Origin of the sequence: Geobacter benzoatilyticus (assembly GCF_017338855.1) — a bacterium.
Taxonomy (GTDB): domain Bacteria; phylum Desulfobacterota; class Desulfuromonadia; order Geobacterales; family Geobacteraceae; genus Geobacter; species Geobacter benzoatilyticus.
Genome location: NZ_CP071382.1, coordinates 2,339,877 through 2,353,272 on the forward strand (window position 1 = coordinate 2,339,877; position 13,396 = coordinate 2,353,272).

A 13,396-nucleotide genomic window follows, 5' to 3' on the forward strand; every position below is an offset into this window, starting at 1 on the left:
CCATGACCCATGGTGCAGAATCATCCCAGGCCGATATCAAGCGCTATGAAGATATGCTCGGCGCTGATCCGGCATCTTACTGTTTTGCGCCGTTGGCTGAGCTTTACCGCAAGGCCGGGCTCATAGACGATGCTATCTCCACCGCGCGCAAGGGAATTGAGCTGCATCCCGACTATGTGGGCGGCTACCTGGCCCTAGGACGGGCTTGCTTCGACAAGGGAGAGCAGAAGGAAAGCCGGGAGGCCCTTGAGCGTGTCGTTAAGGCGACACCCGACAATCTGGTGGCCCAGAAGCTCCTCGGCAGGATTTATGAGGACATTGGCGAAACCGGCCTTGTTCGAAAGACGCTGGAGACGATTCTCTCCCTCAATCCCGACGACCGTGAAACCAGGGCCGCCCTGGACGAACTTGACTTGCGCGACCAGAGCTTCGACCTTGGGAGCGATGTTTTTGCCGATGATGTTCCGATTGCCGAGGAGGCAGTGGAACTGTTCGATGATGATGAATCTCTCCTTGAGGAAGTGGAAATAATCGAGGAGCTGGATGATGAGATTCTTGATGGAGAGATAGCTGCCAATACACCCCTGCTCTTCGATGAGCCCCAAATTAATAAAGAACCCGATTCCGAACCGTTATCAACGGCGACAATTGCGGAACTGTACATCAAGCAGGGGTTTCTCAAGAAGGCTCTTAAGATATACCGGGACCTCCTGAACGCCAATCCCGGCAATGAAGCCCTTCGGCAGAGCATTGTCGAGCTCAAGCACCGCATAGATGAAGATGAAGCCCATGCCAGGGAAAATGCATTTACTTCGAAGATGCCCTTTGGCGACGAACTCGCCGAAGTCGCCAGGGAAAACGACATGGCCGCGGGTACAGAAGCTGCTGATTCCGGCTCGCAGGGGGATGTCGTTGCACGTCTGGAGGAGTGGCTCGACGCCATCGGGAGGGTGCGGCAATGCCGTTCAGGGATACGCTGAAGGGAATAGTGGAGAGCGTAGAAGGGGGGCTTGGCGTCATCATAATGGGGTACGATGGCATTGCCATTGATGAGTACTTCCTCGATAACGCCGGGTTGGACCTGAATCTTATGACGGTGGAGTATTCCTCCCTCCTCAAGGATGTCAGGCATACGGCCGATATTCTCAAAGCCGGAGGGCTGGAGGAAATGGCGGTGAATACCGCGCGTTCGCGTGTCATAATGAGAACCATCAACGACGACCTCTTTCTTGCCCTTATTCTCAGCCATGATGGCAACTACGGCAAGGGCCGCTACTTGCTCCGTCGTGATGCCTACGGGCTGAACGACCGCCTTTCTTAGCGTTGTGCCCGGCGCCGCCCCCTGTACGGAGACACCTATGAACATTCTTGTGGTCCACGGTCCGAACCTCAATCTGCTCGGAGTACGCGAGCCCGGTATCTATGGCAGCCTGACCCTCGACCTCATCAATGAATCAATAGCTGCACTGGGTGCAGAACTGGGCTGCTCGGTTTCCTTCTTCCAGTCCAACAGCGAAGGCGCCATGGTGGATGCTATCCAGCAGGCCCGATGCTCATGCGACGGTATACTTATCAACCCTGCGGCCTATACCCATACCAGTGTTGCCATTCGTGACGCCATTGCTGCCGTAGCTTTGCCGGTGGTTGAGGTCCACCTTTCCAATATCCACTGCCGGGAAGAGTTCCGGCGGCACAGTTTCATCGCGCCGGTGGCCGTTGGCCAGATTGCCGGATTCGGTGCCGATAGCTATCTGTTGGGGCTTCGCGCGCTTTTTACTCACATTAAAAAAGAGATTGTCACCAAGGCATGAAACATGCTACAAGACAGGATTGTTAAAATCCAAGGAATCTTGGAAAAACAGGATGTTGAGGCCGTTCTCTTTCTTAATCTGAGTAACGTCCGCTACCTCTCCGGCTTTACCGGAAGTGATGGTGCGCTTGTTGTCGGCAGGGAGGGAAGCTGGTTCCTGACAGATTCCCGTTATACAACCCAGGCGGCTCGGGAGGTGACGGCGTGCCCCACGATCGAGTACCGCGTCAAGCTCGAAGGGATTGCCGAACTTCTTGAGGCACAAGGATACCGGCGGGTTGGTTTTGAAGACGAATATACGACGGTTGCCCACTTTGCGGCCCTTTCCGCGAAGGTAGCCGGGGCTGAGCTCGTCCCCATGAGCGCCGGGCTTGCCACGCTGCGGGCCGTAAAGGATGCTGACGAGCTCCGCCTGCTGGCCGAGACGGCAAGACTCGCCTCCGAGGCGCTGCTGTCATCTCTTGAAGGGCTCCGGCCCGGGGTGATCGAACGCGATTTCGCCCTGGCTCTTGAATTTGCCATGAGGCGAGCTGGAGCCGATGACAAGTCCTTCGATTTTATTGTCGCTTCCGGCGAGAGGGGGGCGTTGCCCCACGGCAGAGCGGGAGAGAAAGCCATCGGGGCCGGCGAACTTGTCACTATCGATTTCGGGGCACTCTACGGCGGCTACCATTCCGATGAAACGGTGACGGTCTGCGTCGGCAAAGCCGATGACCAACAGCGCAAAATCTATGGTATCGTAAAGGAAGCCCATGACCGGGCCATAGCTGCCGTCAGGCCCGGCATAAGTTTTACCTCGCTGGACGCAATAGCCCGCGATTTCATCGCCGATCAGGGATACGGAGATTTTTTCGGTCATGGACTCGGGCATGGTGTCGGGCTTGACGTCCATGAAAAGCCGACCCTTTCTCCCCGTGGCGAAGGCATTGTCGAAGAGGGGATGGTTTTCACTGTCGAACCGGGTATTTACATCCCCGAATGGGGAGGCGTTCGGATCGAGGATACGGTTGTGGTGACGGGAGACGGGTGCCGCCTCCTCACTAAGGTGCCCAAGGAGCTTATCATTTTGTCCTGAATTCGTTGGCCGGCGAGAAGAGGCTTCCCGCTATCGACGGATTTATTACATTATAGTCGCCCGGAAAGCAGGGCGTTATCTGTCAAAAAGGAGAAAACGTATGGATATTAAGGATCTCAAGTCGCTGATAAAGATGGTAACCGAAACTGACATAACCGAGTTCGAGATGGGGACGGGTGAGGATAAAATCCTCATCAAGCGTGGTTGTACGGCACCGGTCGTCCAGTACCAGGCTCCTGCGCCCATGGTTGCCATGCAACCGGCGATGATGCCGGCTGCCGCTCCGTCTGCACCCGCCGTTTCTGCCGAGGCTGCCGCTCCGGCCCCCAAAGCCAAAGGGAACGAGATTGCGTCCCCCATCGTCGGGACCTTCTACCGGGCACCGGCTCCCGATGCTGCTCCCTATGTGGAAGTCGGCCAGATTGTCGAGAAGGGGCAGATTCTCTGCATCGTCGAAGCCATGAAGCTCATGAACGAAATCGAGGCCGAGTATCGCTGCAAGATAGTTGACATCTGCAAAGAGAACGCTCAGCCGGTGGAGTTTGGAGAGGCCCTCTTCGTAGTCGAGCCGCTCTAGCCGGAGACCACGGACTAAATGCACGGGGGTACGGGATTTATCCACCCCTTTCAACCCATGAGCGGAGATTTCGTACATGTTCCATAAAGTTCTGATCGCAAACCGGGGCGAGATCGCCCTTCGGGTCATTCGAGCCTGCAAGGAGCTGGGTATCAAGACGGTGGCCGTCTATTCCACTGCCGACAAGGATTCCCTTCATGTCAAGCTGGCTGATGAAAGTGTCTGCATCGGCCCGGCGCCCAGTCTCCAGAGCTATCTCAATATCAATGCCATCATCAGTGCCGCAGAGTTGACCGATGCCGAAGCAATTCATCCCGGCTACGGCTTCCTGTCGGAAAATGCCGCATTTGCCGAGATCTGCGAGAATTGCGGCATCACCTTCATCGGCCCTTCATCCGAAAGCATGCGGATCATGGGTGACAAGATCAGCGCCCGCCAGGCCGTCATCAAAGAGGATGTTCCGATCCTCCCCGGCACCAAGGAGGGTGTGAACGATGTTAACGAGGCGATCAAGATCGCCAAGGGGATCGGTTTCCCGGTCATCATCAAGGCAACGGCGGGCGGCGGCGGACGGGGGATGAAGATCGTCCATTCTCCCGCAACCCTTCCCAATGCTTTCGCCACCGCACGGGCCGAGGCCCAGGCAGGCTTCGGCAATCCCGAGGTCTACATCGAGAAGTACTGCGAAGAGCCGCGCCATGTGGAGATTCAGATCATGGCCGACAAGCATGGCAATGTGGTCCACCTGGGCGAGCGCGACTGTTCCATCCAGCGCCGGCACCAGAAGATCATCGAAGAGGCGCCGTGCCCCGTCATGACCCCGGCTCTCCGCAAGGCCATGGGAGATGCCGCGGTTCGGGCCGCCAAGGCCGTGGGGTATGACAGTGTCGGCACCGTCGAGTTTCTGCTGGACAAGAACATGAATTTCTACTTCATGGAAATGAATACCAGGGTGCAGGTAGAGCACCCCGTCACCGAGATGATTACCGGCATCGACATCGTTCGGGAACAGATCCGTTCGGCTGCCGGGCACAAGCTTCGCTACAAGCAGAGCGACATCAAGATCCATGGCCATGCAATCGAGTGCCGCATCAATGCCGAGGATCCGGTGAAGTTCACGCCGTGCCCGGGGAAGATTACCGGTTACCATACCCCCGGCGGGTTGGGCGTGCGGGTCGATTCCTTCGTCTACTCCCAGTATTCGGTGGTTCCCCACTACGATTCCCTCATTTCCAAGCTCATCGTCCACGCCGATACCCGCGAGGATGCCATCCGCCGCATGGCAAGGGCTTTGGACGAGTACATAATCGAGGGAATCAAGACGACGATTCCGTTCCATAAGCGAATCATGGCCAATAAGGACTTCATGGAAGGACTTGTGGATACCGCCTTCCTTGAGCGTATCGTACTGGAGTAGGGTATGGACTTCCCTGAGGAACTGAAATACAGCAAAGAACACTTGTGGGTTAGGGTAGAGGGCGCCCGGGCGGTAATCGGGATTACCGACTATGTGCAGGATGTCCTGGGCACCATTTTCACCGTCGAGCTTCCAGCCGTCGGCGATGAGCTGGAGCAGGACGATTCCTTCGGCGCCCTCGAAGGGCGCAAGGGTCCGTCCGAGCTTTATGCCCCCGTCAGCGGCACGGTGCTTGAGGTGAATGAAGAACTGGAAGCGGCTCCGGAAATGCTGAACGATGACCCCTATGACGGGGGATGGATCGCCGTGGTCGAGATGGATGATCCGGAAGAACTTAAATCCCTCTTGTCAGCCGAGGACTATATCGAGTCGGTCGGCGAGGACGAAAACGAGGAAGAATAGGCTCCATGCTGGGGCTGAAGCAGGCGAAGGCGAGATTATATTTCTCGCCTTTGTTTTTTGGCGGTTCACTCAAGGACGCAGGAGGTATTACATCATGTCTCTTACCATAGGGCACATCGACTATCTGAATTGCACCCCCATATTCACGGCTCTGCAGAACAGCATGGATTGCAGCGGCTACCATTTTGTCAGGGGAGTGCCTTCTTGCCTCAACCGCAAGCTTGCCGAAGGCGAGATTGATGTCTGCCCGTCATCGTCCATAGAATACGGTAAATATCCCGACCGCTACCTCATCCTGCCGGAGCTTTGCATCAGTTCCATCGGGCCGGTTAAAAGTGTCCTGCTGTTCTCAACGGTGCCCCTGGAACGCCTTGACGGCGCCGTTATCGGTATGACTACTGAGTCCGACACCTCGGTTAATCTCCTTCGGATTATCCTCGCCACTTTCCAGGGGTACACCAATCGTTTCGAGCGTACCGGGCTCCCGCTTGCGGAGGCTCTCAACTCCTATCCCGCAGTGCTTCTTATCGGCGACCAGGCGCTCCGGGGGGCTCTCGGCAGGGGTGATTTCCACGTCTATGACCTGGGGGAGTTGTGGTATCGCGCGACGGGGCTTCCCTTTGTCTTTGCGCTCTGGTTTGTACGCCGGGATACCGTCGCTGCCAAGCCCGCGGAGGTTGCACGGCTGGCCTCCGACTTTGTCCGGGCAAAGAAGCTTGCCTATGATTCATATCCCACCATAGCTTCCATGGTGCCGGAGAGGGCGTGGATAGATCCCGACGCCCTCGTGGATTACTGGAAGATCATATCATACGATCTGACCGCGGCCCATCTGGAGGGGTTGAAACTGTTCTATTCCCATGCGGCAGCACTTGGCGTGCTTCCGGCCGTTCCGGAGGTCAGGTTGTATCAAGGGGGGCGTGGCGTGTGATTTGCATGCCCTTAAGCCATGCCGCAGGATCCCTCATCTAAATTGGACTGGTTCGACGCCGCAACGCGTCGTCTCAGAAGTGTGGCGGAAGGCCTTAAAGCTCCCGAAAATCAAGAGCTGGAAGAGGTTAAATCCCGCACCCTCATCGTCGTCAGAACGCGCTGGATTCTCCTTCTGTTTGTGGGGCTCTACTGCCTTTTAGCCGGAAGTTTCTTTTATTTCAGCCGATTTGGCTTTTTTTTGTCACCGTCCCAGCAGGTTCTCCTTTTTGCCGCACTTTCTGCGGTTGTCAGTTATAACCTCCTGCTGCAATTCGGTATTGAACGTATTGCCTGCTGTTTCCGCTTCCTCAATTTCCTGCAGATTATCCTCGATCTGGTTCTCGTTACGGTCCTGATTCATACGAGCGGTGGGGCGGCGAGCTGGTTCTGGCCCGTTTACCTGATCGTTACCATCGAGGCGGCTTTCCTTATCGAAGAAAGACGCGATGTGTGGTTTGTGGGGCTCTGTGGCGGAGCGCTCTACGGCGAAATCCTGTCTCTGGAATATTTCGGTCTCGTGCCCAATGTCAGGATGCCCTTTGTCGAGCAGAAGCTCCACCATGACCCGCTCTACCTGGTGCTGACCTGGTTATGGGTGTCGCTGCTCAATGCCGCCATGGTCGCAATAGCATCATATCTCATGACCGTTATCCGCCGGGAGACCGTTGCCGTCAGGGACGGCGAAGAACGCCTCTCCACATTCCTCGATACCGCCAATGATTTGATTCTCAGCATTTCTCCCGACGGACGGGTCCTCTACGTGAACGAGGCGTGGCAGCGCACGCTCGGCTATTCCGCCGAAGAGGCTGCCGCCGTTTCTTTCTTCGATATCATTCATCCATCGAGCCGGGAACAATGTTGTTCTGAATTCAAGCGCGTTTTTTCAGGCGATGCCCTGGGGCCCCTGGAGGCTGTCTTTACGGCAAAGGACGGCCGATTGGTTATTGTTGAGGGGAACCTCACCTGTTCCGACTCTTCCGGCGATTCTCCCGTAATCTGGAGCATCTGCCGTGATATTACCGATCGGAAACATGCCGAGGAGCAACTTTACCGCCTTGCCCATCACGATACCCTTACGGGCTTGCCGAACCGCATCCTTTTCATGGACCGGCTCCAGCAGGCCAAGGCCCTGGCGAACCGCTACCAGCATCAGGTGGCGATACTTTTCCTGGATCTCGACCGCTTCAAGATTATCAATGACACCCTCGGGCACCCCATTGGCGACCGTCTTTTGCAGCAGGTTGCCCACCGGATAGTTGGTTGCGTGCGTGAAGTTGACACCGTGGCACGCATAGGCGGCGACGAATTCACCATAATCCTCGTCAATGTCGATAATCCGGAAGATGTGAAGAAAATGGGGCAAAAGATTCTGAAAACCCTGGCAGCCCCTTTCCTTATCGATACCTATGAGCTTTTTGTCACCACGAGCATCGGAGTTTCCCTCTATCCCACCGATGGCGAGAGCCTGGACCATCTGGTGAAAAAGGCCGATATCGCCATGTACTATGCCAAGGGAGAGGGGCGGAACAACGTGCAGTTTTACTCTCCCCGCATGGACGAAAACGCCGACAAGCGCCTTCTGCTGGAGACGAGCCTGCGCAAGGCCCTCGACAATCGGGAGTTCCGGGTCTACTACCAGCCGAAGGTCGATATCGTTACCAAGAAGATTACCGCCATGGAGGCGCTGATCCGATGGGAACACCCCCTACTCGGCCTGGTGTCTCCCGGGGAGTTTATCCCGTTGGCTGAAGAGACGGGGCTCATCATCCCCATCGGCGAGTGGGTGCTCCGGGCCGCCTGTATGCAGAACCGGCAGTGGCTCCGGCAGGGGCTGCCCCAAATGCGCGTTGCGGTGAACCTGTCGGGCTATCAGTTCCAGCAGAAAAATCTCCTGGAGACGATTCGTGGGATTCTGGGAGAGACCGGACTTTCCGCCGATTTGCTGGAACTGGAAATTACCGAGAGCGTCATCATGCAGAACCCGGACTTTGCCGTCTCGGTGCTCAACCAGTTGCGGGACCTAGGCGTGCATATCTCCATCGACGATTTCGGCACCGGCTATTCTTCCCTGGCGCACCTGAAGAGGTTTTCGGTCAATACGCTCAAGATCGACAAGTCATTCGTGCGCGATGTGGAGATAAACTCGGCAGATGCCGCCATAACGACCGCCATCATCGCCATGGGGAACAGCCTTAACCTGAAAGTTATCGCTGAAGGGGTTGAGACCGAGGGGCAGCTGTCATTCCTCTCCGACAACAATTGCGATGAGGTGCAGGGATATCTGTTCAGTACCCCGATGCCGGCGGACAAGGTTGCCGGGTTCATGCGGGAGTATGGCGGCATGGTTGAGGCGGGCTAGCTGCGGCTTGAGGAGAGTTCCCGGAAGCGGAGGTAGTCGTCGAGGATCTTCCGGTGGTCGAAGCAGAGGGTTGACGGGAGAGCGTTGAGAGGAAATACGGCCAGGCTGGCGGCATCATCGGCGGCCGCAGGCGTCCCGGAAGCTTCAGCCGCGAAAACGGTGGAGATGTTATGCTGACGGGGGTCGCGGGCAGGGTCGGAGTAACAGCCGAGAAGGCGCAGGTTGGTGACGTGGAGGGAGGTCTCTTCCAGTGCCTCGCGCACTGCGGCTGCTTCGAGGGTTTCGCCGTAGTCCACGAATCCGCCGGGAAGAGCCAGTCCTTTCGGCTCGTTTTTCCGCTCGATCAGTACGATCCCCTCTGAAGTTTCGATAATGATGTCTACGGTGGGGACAGGGTTTCGGTAGCACTTGATTTGTTCGCCGCAGCGGGGACATTGGAGATGGTGCAAGGACATGGGGGCCTCAAAAAGAAAAGGGGAGGAACCGTGTCCTCCCCTTTTTGCTTGAATCGGTGAAATTACTTCTTCTTGCCGCCACCGGAAGCCTTCTTGGAGGCCTTGAGCGGGTTCACCCTAAGTTCTTCGCTGGTAATTTCCACTTTTACGTGGGTGGCAAAATTACAGATACCGGCAGACCACTTCTTGGTGGGAGCCGGGTAGGCGCTGCACACTTTGCCGATGCTGCCGTCTACAATGCGCTCGCATCCTTCACAGTTTTCAACGACAACCTGACAGGAACCGCCGGTGAAGATGCAACCCTGCTTTCCCCAGAAGGTACACTCGGTACCGGGAAGAACTGTTTGACACTGCATTCTGAATCCTCCTGAATCATTTTGTTTCCGTTAACCGTCTACTATCCAATCTAGCAATTTCAAAAGAAAAAAGTCAACTGTAAAATCCCGGTTTCCTAATGGTTATTTCCCCCGATTTTTACCCCTCCGGAGGAGATGGTTTGCGGAGCCTCATCCCGCATTCCTTCCGGCTCCGAGGTGTTATGAATGAGGCAACGCAGGGTTGACTCGCCAAAGGGGATGTATTAGGCTTTAATCATTTCAAGACAGGCCATGGCATTGTGGCGTGCAATTACCCCACGGGAGGCATCATGCATCAGATTGTTTTCGGCACGTCGGGTTGGCGCGGTATTCTCTGCGAGGATTTTACCTTCGAGAACGTAAAAATCGTAACCCAGGCCATTGCCGATCATGTGGCGTCCATAGGAGAGCGGGGAAAGGGGATCATCGTCGCCTACGATACCCGCTTCATGGGTGAGAGGTTTGCCAAGGAAACCGCCAGGGTTCTTGCCGGTTCCGGCATCAAGGCCTATTTTTGCAAGCGCGATACTCCGACACCCGTTATTGCTTTCGAAATAATGCGGCGCGGGACTGCCGGCGCCATCAACTTTACTGCCAGCCATAATCCTCCGGAATACAACGGAATAAAATTTTCCCCCTCCTGGGCCGGGCCTGCCCTCCCAGAAACGACAAAAGATATCGAACGGCGTGCCAACGAGATGCTGGGCGAGGTCTGCTACCGCGAGATGGCGTTGGATGAGGCGGTGCGAGCCGGCCTGGTGGAGGAGATTGATCCCAGGGAGCAGTATCTTGCCGATCTGGAGACGAAGATCGATTTTGCCGCCATTGCTTCCCTCGGCGCCATCGCGGTAAATCCGCTCTACGGCACCGGCCGGGGGTATCTGGAAGTGCCGTTGATGAAGCACGGGGCTAACGTCAGAACTTTCAACATGAACCGTGATCCCTATTTCGGCGGGTTTCCCCCCGAGCCTTCCGAGAAATACATCCAGGATTTCATCGGGCTCGTGAAAAATGATTCCGAGATTAAACTGGGCATCGCCACCGATGGCGACGCCGACCGGTTCGGCATTGTGGATGGAGATGGAACCTTCATCGAGCCCAACTACATCATTGCGCTTCTCCTCGACTACCTGGTGAGGTTCCGGAAGATGACCGGCGCCGTGGCCCGCAGCGTTGCCACCTCGCACCTGGTGGATGCGGTGGCGAAAAAGCACGGCATCGAGGTAATCGAGACGCCGGTCGGCTTCAAGTACGTGGGCGAACTGATAAGCCAGGACCGCATCATCATCGGCGGCGAAGAGAGCGCCGGGCTTTCCATCAAGGGGCACGTCCCCGAGAAGGACGGCATCCTTGCCTGTTTCCTCGTGGCCGAGATGGTGGCCCGGGAGGGCATGCCGGTCAAGGCGCTGCTGGAGCGGCTCTACGGCGAGGTGGGCAAATTTGTGACGAAACGGGAGAATATAACCCTTTCACCGTCCCTGGAGACCGGGTATGCTGCAAAGCAGCAGCAGGCTCCGGCAGAGTTTGCCGGACTGAAGGTAAAAGAGCATGTCACGGTGGACGGGAGCAAGTTCATCCTGGAGGATGGCAGTTGGCTGCTGTTCCGCAAATCAGGTACCGAGCCGGTGGTCAGGCTCTACGGCGAGGCGTCCGGCGAAGCGAAGCTGGCGGCGGTCATGGCGGCGGGGAAGGCCTTCATCCTGGGGTGATTTGAAAAGATTGAAGAAATTTTTCAGCAATGGCGCTGTGCCGGCAGACTTGTCGGCACTGCGCCATTCGTTTTTTCGACATGCAGAAGAATGGAGTCTTGAATACCTGACAATTTTGCTATAGTATTAGCCAGTAATGAACGTTATACCAAGGAGGATTTTCCATGTGGGATTATACTGAAAAGGTTCGGGAACACTTCCTGAACCCCAGAAACGTGGGCGATATACCTGATGCGGACGCGGTGGGAGAGGTGGGAAGCCTTGCCTGCGGCGACGCCCTCAAGCTCTATATCAAACTCGACGATGCCAAGGAGCGGATCGCCGACGCCAAGTTCCAGACCTTCGGCTGTGCCAGCGCCATCGCATCCTCTTCGGCCCTGACAGAAATCATCAAGGGAAAGACCCTCGACGAGGCCCTGGCCACCACCAACCAGGAAATTGCCGATTTTCTCGGCGGGCTCCCCGAGGAAAAGATGCACTGCTCGGTCATGGGGCAGGAGGCCCTTGAGGTGGCCATCGCCAAGTACCGCGGCGGTCCGGTGCCGACCCATCACGACCATGGCCACGAGGAAGTGGAGCCGGGGGAGATTGTCTGCAAATGTTTCGGCCTCACCGATACCTTCCTGAAAAAGGTCATCGAAGCCAACAAGCTCACTACCACCGACCAGGTGACCCACTTCACCAAGGCCGGCGGCGCCTGTGGCGGCTGCCTCCCCAGAATCAAGGAACTGATCGACGAGGTGCTCGGCACCCATCAGGTGGAAGAGCGGAAGAGACCGGAAAAACTCACCAACCTCCGCAAGATGCAGCTCATCCAGGAGACTCTGGAAAAGGAAATCCGGCCTCTCCTCTGGGCCGATGGCGGCGACCTGGAGCTGGTGGACATCGCCGGCGGCGACGTGCAGATTGCCTTCCGCAAGGCCTGTGCAGGCTGTTCCGCCTCGGGAAACACGGCCAAGTTCGTGGAAGCCAAGCTGCGGGAACTGGTCGCCGATGACATCACCGTCACGGAGGTGGAGGGATGAAAGAGATCTACATGGACAACAACGCCACCACCAAGGTGGATGAGGCTGTCTTTGAGGAGATGCGCCCCTATTTCTGCGAGCTCTACGGCAACCCCAGCTCCATGCATTTTTTCGGCGGCCAGGTCCAGAAGAAGGTGGACGAGGCGAGGCATCGCGTGGCTTCCCTCCTGGGCGCCTCCACTGAAGAGATCGTGTTCACCGCCTGCGGCACCGAGAGTGACAACGCCGCTATCCGCTCGGCCATAGAGGTCTACCCGGAGCGCCGCCACATCATCACCACCCGCGTCGAGCATCCGGCGGTGCTGACCCTCTGCCGCAACCTCTCCAAACGGGGATACCGGATCACCGAACTGAACGTGGACGGCGAGGGGCGGCTGGATATGAACGAACTGCGCTCGGCCGTGGACGAAGATACCGCCATCGTATCGGTCATGTGGGCCAATAACGAAACCGGCGTGGTTTTCCCCATCGATGAGATCGGAAAAATCGTCAAGGAGAAGGGGAAGGGAGCATTCTTCCACACCGACGCCGTACAGGCGGTGGGGAAAATCCCCATCAACATGGCCTCTTCGACGGTGGACATGCTTTCCATTTCGGGGCACAAACTCCATGCCCCCAAGGGGATCGGGGTTCTCTACGTCCGCAAGGGGGTGCCGTTCCGCCCCTTCATGGTCGGGGGGCACCAGGAGCACAACCGCCGCGCCGGCACCGAAAATACCGCCGCCATCATTGCCCTGGGCAAGGCGTGCGAACTGGCCGGCCAGTGGATGGAGGACGAGAACACCCGCGTTAAGGCCATGCGCGACCGGCTACAGTCAAAGCTTCTGGAGCTGATTCCCCGGGCAAGGATCAATGGCGGCGAGGCGGAGCGCCTTCCCAACACCCTCTCCATCGCCTTTGAATTCGTGGAAGGGGAAGCAATCCTGATGCTGCTTTCGGAAAAGGGAATCTGCGCCTCTTCGGGGAGCGCCTGTACCTCAGGCTCCCTGGAGCCGTCCCATGTGCTGCGGGCCATGGGGGTGCCGTTTACCTGTGCCCACGGCTCCGTACGCTTGTCCCTCTCCCGCTTCAATACCGAGGAGGAGGTCGATACCGTCATCCGGGAGCTGCCGCCCATCATCCAGCGGCTTCGGGAAATGTCCCCCTTCGGACGGGAGTTTCTTAACAGCTGAATCTAATTTCTGCAATCGGTACTGATGCACAAGAAGAAGGGGGACGCCATGGTTATGGGTCCCCCTC

14 protein-coding genes are annotated in these 13,396 nt (G+C 57.0%); 12 read left to right on the plus strand and 2 right to left on the minus strand.

The window, feature by feature from the left end; all coding sequences use genetic code 11:
* The first annotated feature begins 2 nt into the window (after positions 1–2).
* From JZM60_RS10905 to JZM60_RS10945, 9 genes are all read left to right on the plus strand, one after another.
* The gene (locus tag JZM60_RS10905; protein ID WP_241426226.1) at positions 3–980 is read left to right on the plus strand and encodes a tetratricopeptide repeat protein; all 978 of its coding nucleotides are present in this window, start codon (positions 3–5) and stop codon (positions 978–980) included.
* The gene (locus JZM60_RS10910) at positions 959–1,321 is read left to right on the plus strand and encodes a roadblock/LC7 domain-containing protein (protein WP_207162492.1); all 363 of its coding nucleotides are present in this window, start codon (positions 959–961) and stop codon (positions 1,319–1,321) included. Before JZM60_RS10905 ends, JZM60_RS10910 begins: the two co-directional genes overlap by 22 nt.
* 37 nt (positions 1,322–1,358) lie before the next feature.
* Positions 1,359–1,811, plus strand: coding sequence for a type II 3-dehydroquinate dehydratase (gene aroQ / locus JZM60_RS10915; protein WP_207162493.1), 453 nt, complete (start codon positions 1,359–1,361; stop codon positions 1,809–1,811).
* 3 nt (positions 1,812–1,814) lie between these two features.
* Complete coding sequence (locus tag JZM60_RS10920; RefSeq protein WP_207162494.1) at positions 1,815–2,885, plus strand: M24 family metallopeptidase; 1,071 nt, start codon at positions 1,815–1,817, stop codon at positions 2,883–2,885.
* Positions 2,886–2,985: 100 nt separating this feature from the next.
* A complete protein-coding gene (accB, locus tag JZM60_RS10925) occupies positions 2,986–3,462 on the plus strand; it encodes an acetyl-CoA carboxylase biotin carboxyl carrier protein (protein WP_207162495.1) in 477 nt (158 codons plus the stop codon).
* A 76-nt stretch (positions 3,463–3,538) separates the two neighbouring features.
* Entirely contained in the window at positions 3,539–4,879 is a 1,341-nt protein-coding gene (gene accC / locus JZM60_RS10930) for an acetyl-CoA carboxylase biotin carboxylase subunit (protein WP_207162496.1), read from the plus strand.
* Positions 4,880–4,882: 3 nt separating this feature from the next.
* A complete protein-coding gene (gene gcvH / locus JZM60_RS10935) occupies positions 4,883–5,281 on the plus strand; it encodes a glycine cleavage system protein GcvH (protein ID WP_207162497.1) in 399 nt (132 codons plus the stop codon).
* Between the two features lie 94 nt (positions 5,282–5,375).
* Complete coding sequence (locus JZM60_RS10940) at positions 5,376–6,212, plus strand: menaquinone biosynthetic enzyme MqnA/MqnD family protein (RefSeq protein WP_207162498.1); 837 nt, start codon at positions 5,376–5,378, stop codon at positions 6,210–6,212.
* 42 nt (positions 6,213–6,254) lie between these two features.
* Positions 6,255–8,612, plus strand: coding sequence for a putative bifunctional diguanylate cyclase/phosphodiesterase (locus JZM60_RS10945; RefSeq protein WP_241426227.1), 2,358 nt, complete (start codon positions 6,255–6,257; stop codon positions 8,610–8,612).
* Here JZM60_RS10945 and JZM60_RS10950 read toward each other — a convergent pair.
* Positions 8,609–9,067, minus strand: coding sequence for an NUDIX domain-containing protein (locus JZM60_RS10950; protein WP_207162500.1), 459 nt, complete (start codon positions 9,065–9,067; stop codon positions 8,609–8,611). The genes JZM60_RS10945 and JZM60_RS10950 overlap by 4 nt on opposite strands.
* A 62-nt stretch (positions 9,068–9,129) precedes the next feature.
* Positions 9,130–9,423: a PxxKW family cysteine-rich protein gene (locus tag JZM60_RS10955; RefSeq protein ID WP_207162501.1), complete on the minus strand. Its 294-nt coding sequence runs from the start codon at positions 9,421–9,423 to the stop codon at positions 9,130–9,132.
* 290 nt (positions 9,424–9,713) lie between these two features.
* On the opposite strand from JZM60_RS10955, the gene JZM60_RS10960 reads away from it, so the two are divergent.
* The 3 genes from JZM60_RS10960 (at position 9,714) to nifS (ending at position 13,329) form a co-directional block, all read left to right on the plus strand.
* Positions 9,714–11,132 carry a phosphoglucomutase/phosphomannomutase family protein gene (locus JZM60_RS10960; RefSeq protein WP_207162502.1) on the plus strand — a complete coding sequence of 473 codons (1,419 nt, stop codon included), beginning with the start codon at positions 9,714–9,716 and terminating at the stop codon, positions 11,130–11,132.
* A gap of 164 nt (positions 11,133–11,296) precedes the next feature.
* Positions 11,297–12,157 carry a Fe-S cluster assembly protein NifU gene (gene nifU, locus JZM60_RS10965; RefSeq protein ID WP_207162503.1) on the plus strand — a complete coding sequence of 287 codons (861 nt, stop codon included), beginning with the start codon at positions 11,297–11,299 and terminating at the stop codon, positions 12,155–12,157.
* A complete protein-coding gene (nifS, locus tag JZM60_RS10970) occupies positions 12,154–13,329 on the plus strand; it encodes a cysteine desulfurase NifS (protein WP_207162504.1) in 1,176 nt (391 codons plus the stop codon). Before nifU ends, nifS begins: the two co-directional genes overlap by 4 nt.
* Positions 13,330–13,396 lie beyond the last annotated feature (67 nt).

Excerpts from the sequence above, each read along its gene's own strand:
- JZM60_RS10905 (WP_241426226.1), top strand. The coding sequence starts at position 3 with ATGACCCATGGTGCAGAATCATCCCAGGCCGATATCAAGCGCTATGAA.
- JZM60_RS10910 (WP_207162492.1), top strand. The coding sequence starts at position 959 with ATGCCGTTCAGGGATACGCTGAAGGGAATAGTGGAGAGCGTAGAAGGG.
- aroQ (WP_207162493.1), top strand. The coding sequence starts at position 1,359 with ATGAACATTCTTGTGGTCCACGGTCCGAACCTCAATCTGCTCGGAGTA.
- JZM60_RS10920 (WP_207162494.1), top strand. The coding sequence starts at position 1,815 with ATGCTACAAGACAGGATTGTTAAAATCCAAGGAATCTTGGAAAAACAG.
- accB (WP_207162495.1), top strand. The coding sequence starts at position 2,986 with ATGGATATTAAGGATCTCAAGTCGCTGATAAAGATGGTAACCGAAACT.
- accC (WP_207162496.1), top strand. The coding sequence starts at position 3,539 with ATGTTCCATAAAGTTCTGATCGCAAACCGGGGCGAGATCGCCCTTCGG.
- gcvH (WP_207162497.1), top strand. The coding sequence starts at position 4,883 with ATGGACTTCCCTGAGGAACTGAAATACAGCAAAGAACACTTGTGGGTT.
- JZM60_RS10940 (WP_207162498.1), top strand. The coding sequence starts at position 5,376 with ATGTCTCTTACCATAGGGCACATCGACTATCTGAATTGCACCCCCATA.
- JZM60_RS10950 (WP_207162500.1), bottom strand. The coding sequence starts at position 9,067 with ATGTCCTTGCACCATCTCCAATGTCCCCGCTGCGGCGAACAAATCAAG.
- JZM60_RS10955 (WP_207162501.1), bottom strand. The coding sequence starts at position 9,423 with ATGCAGTGTCAAACAGTTCTTCCCGGTACCGAGTGTACCTTCTGGGGA.
- JZM60_RS10960 (WP_207162502.1), top strand. The coding sequence starts at position 9,714 with ATGCATCAGATTGTTTTCGGCACGTCGGGTTGGCGCGGTATTCTCTGC.
- nifU (WP_207162503.1), top strand. The coding sequence starts at position 11,297 with ATGTGGGATTATACTGAAAAGGTTCGGGAACACTTCCTGAACCCCAGA.
- nifS (WP_207162504.1), top strand. The coding sequence starts at position 12,154 with ATGAAAGAGATCTACATGGACAACAACGCCACCACCAAGGTGGATGAG.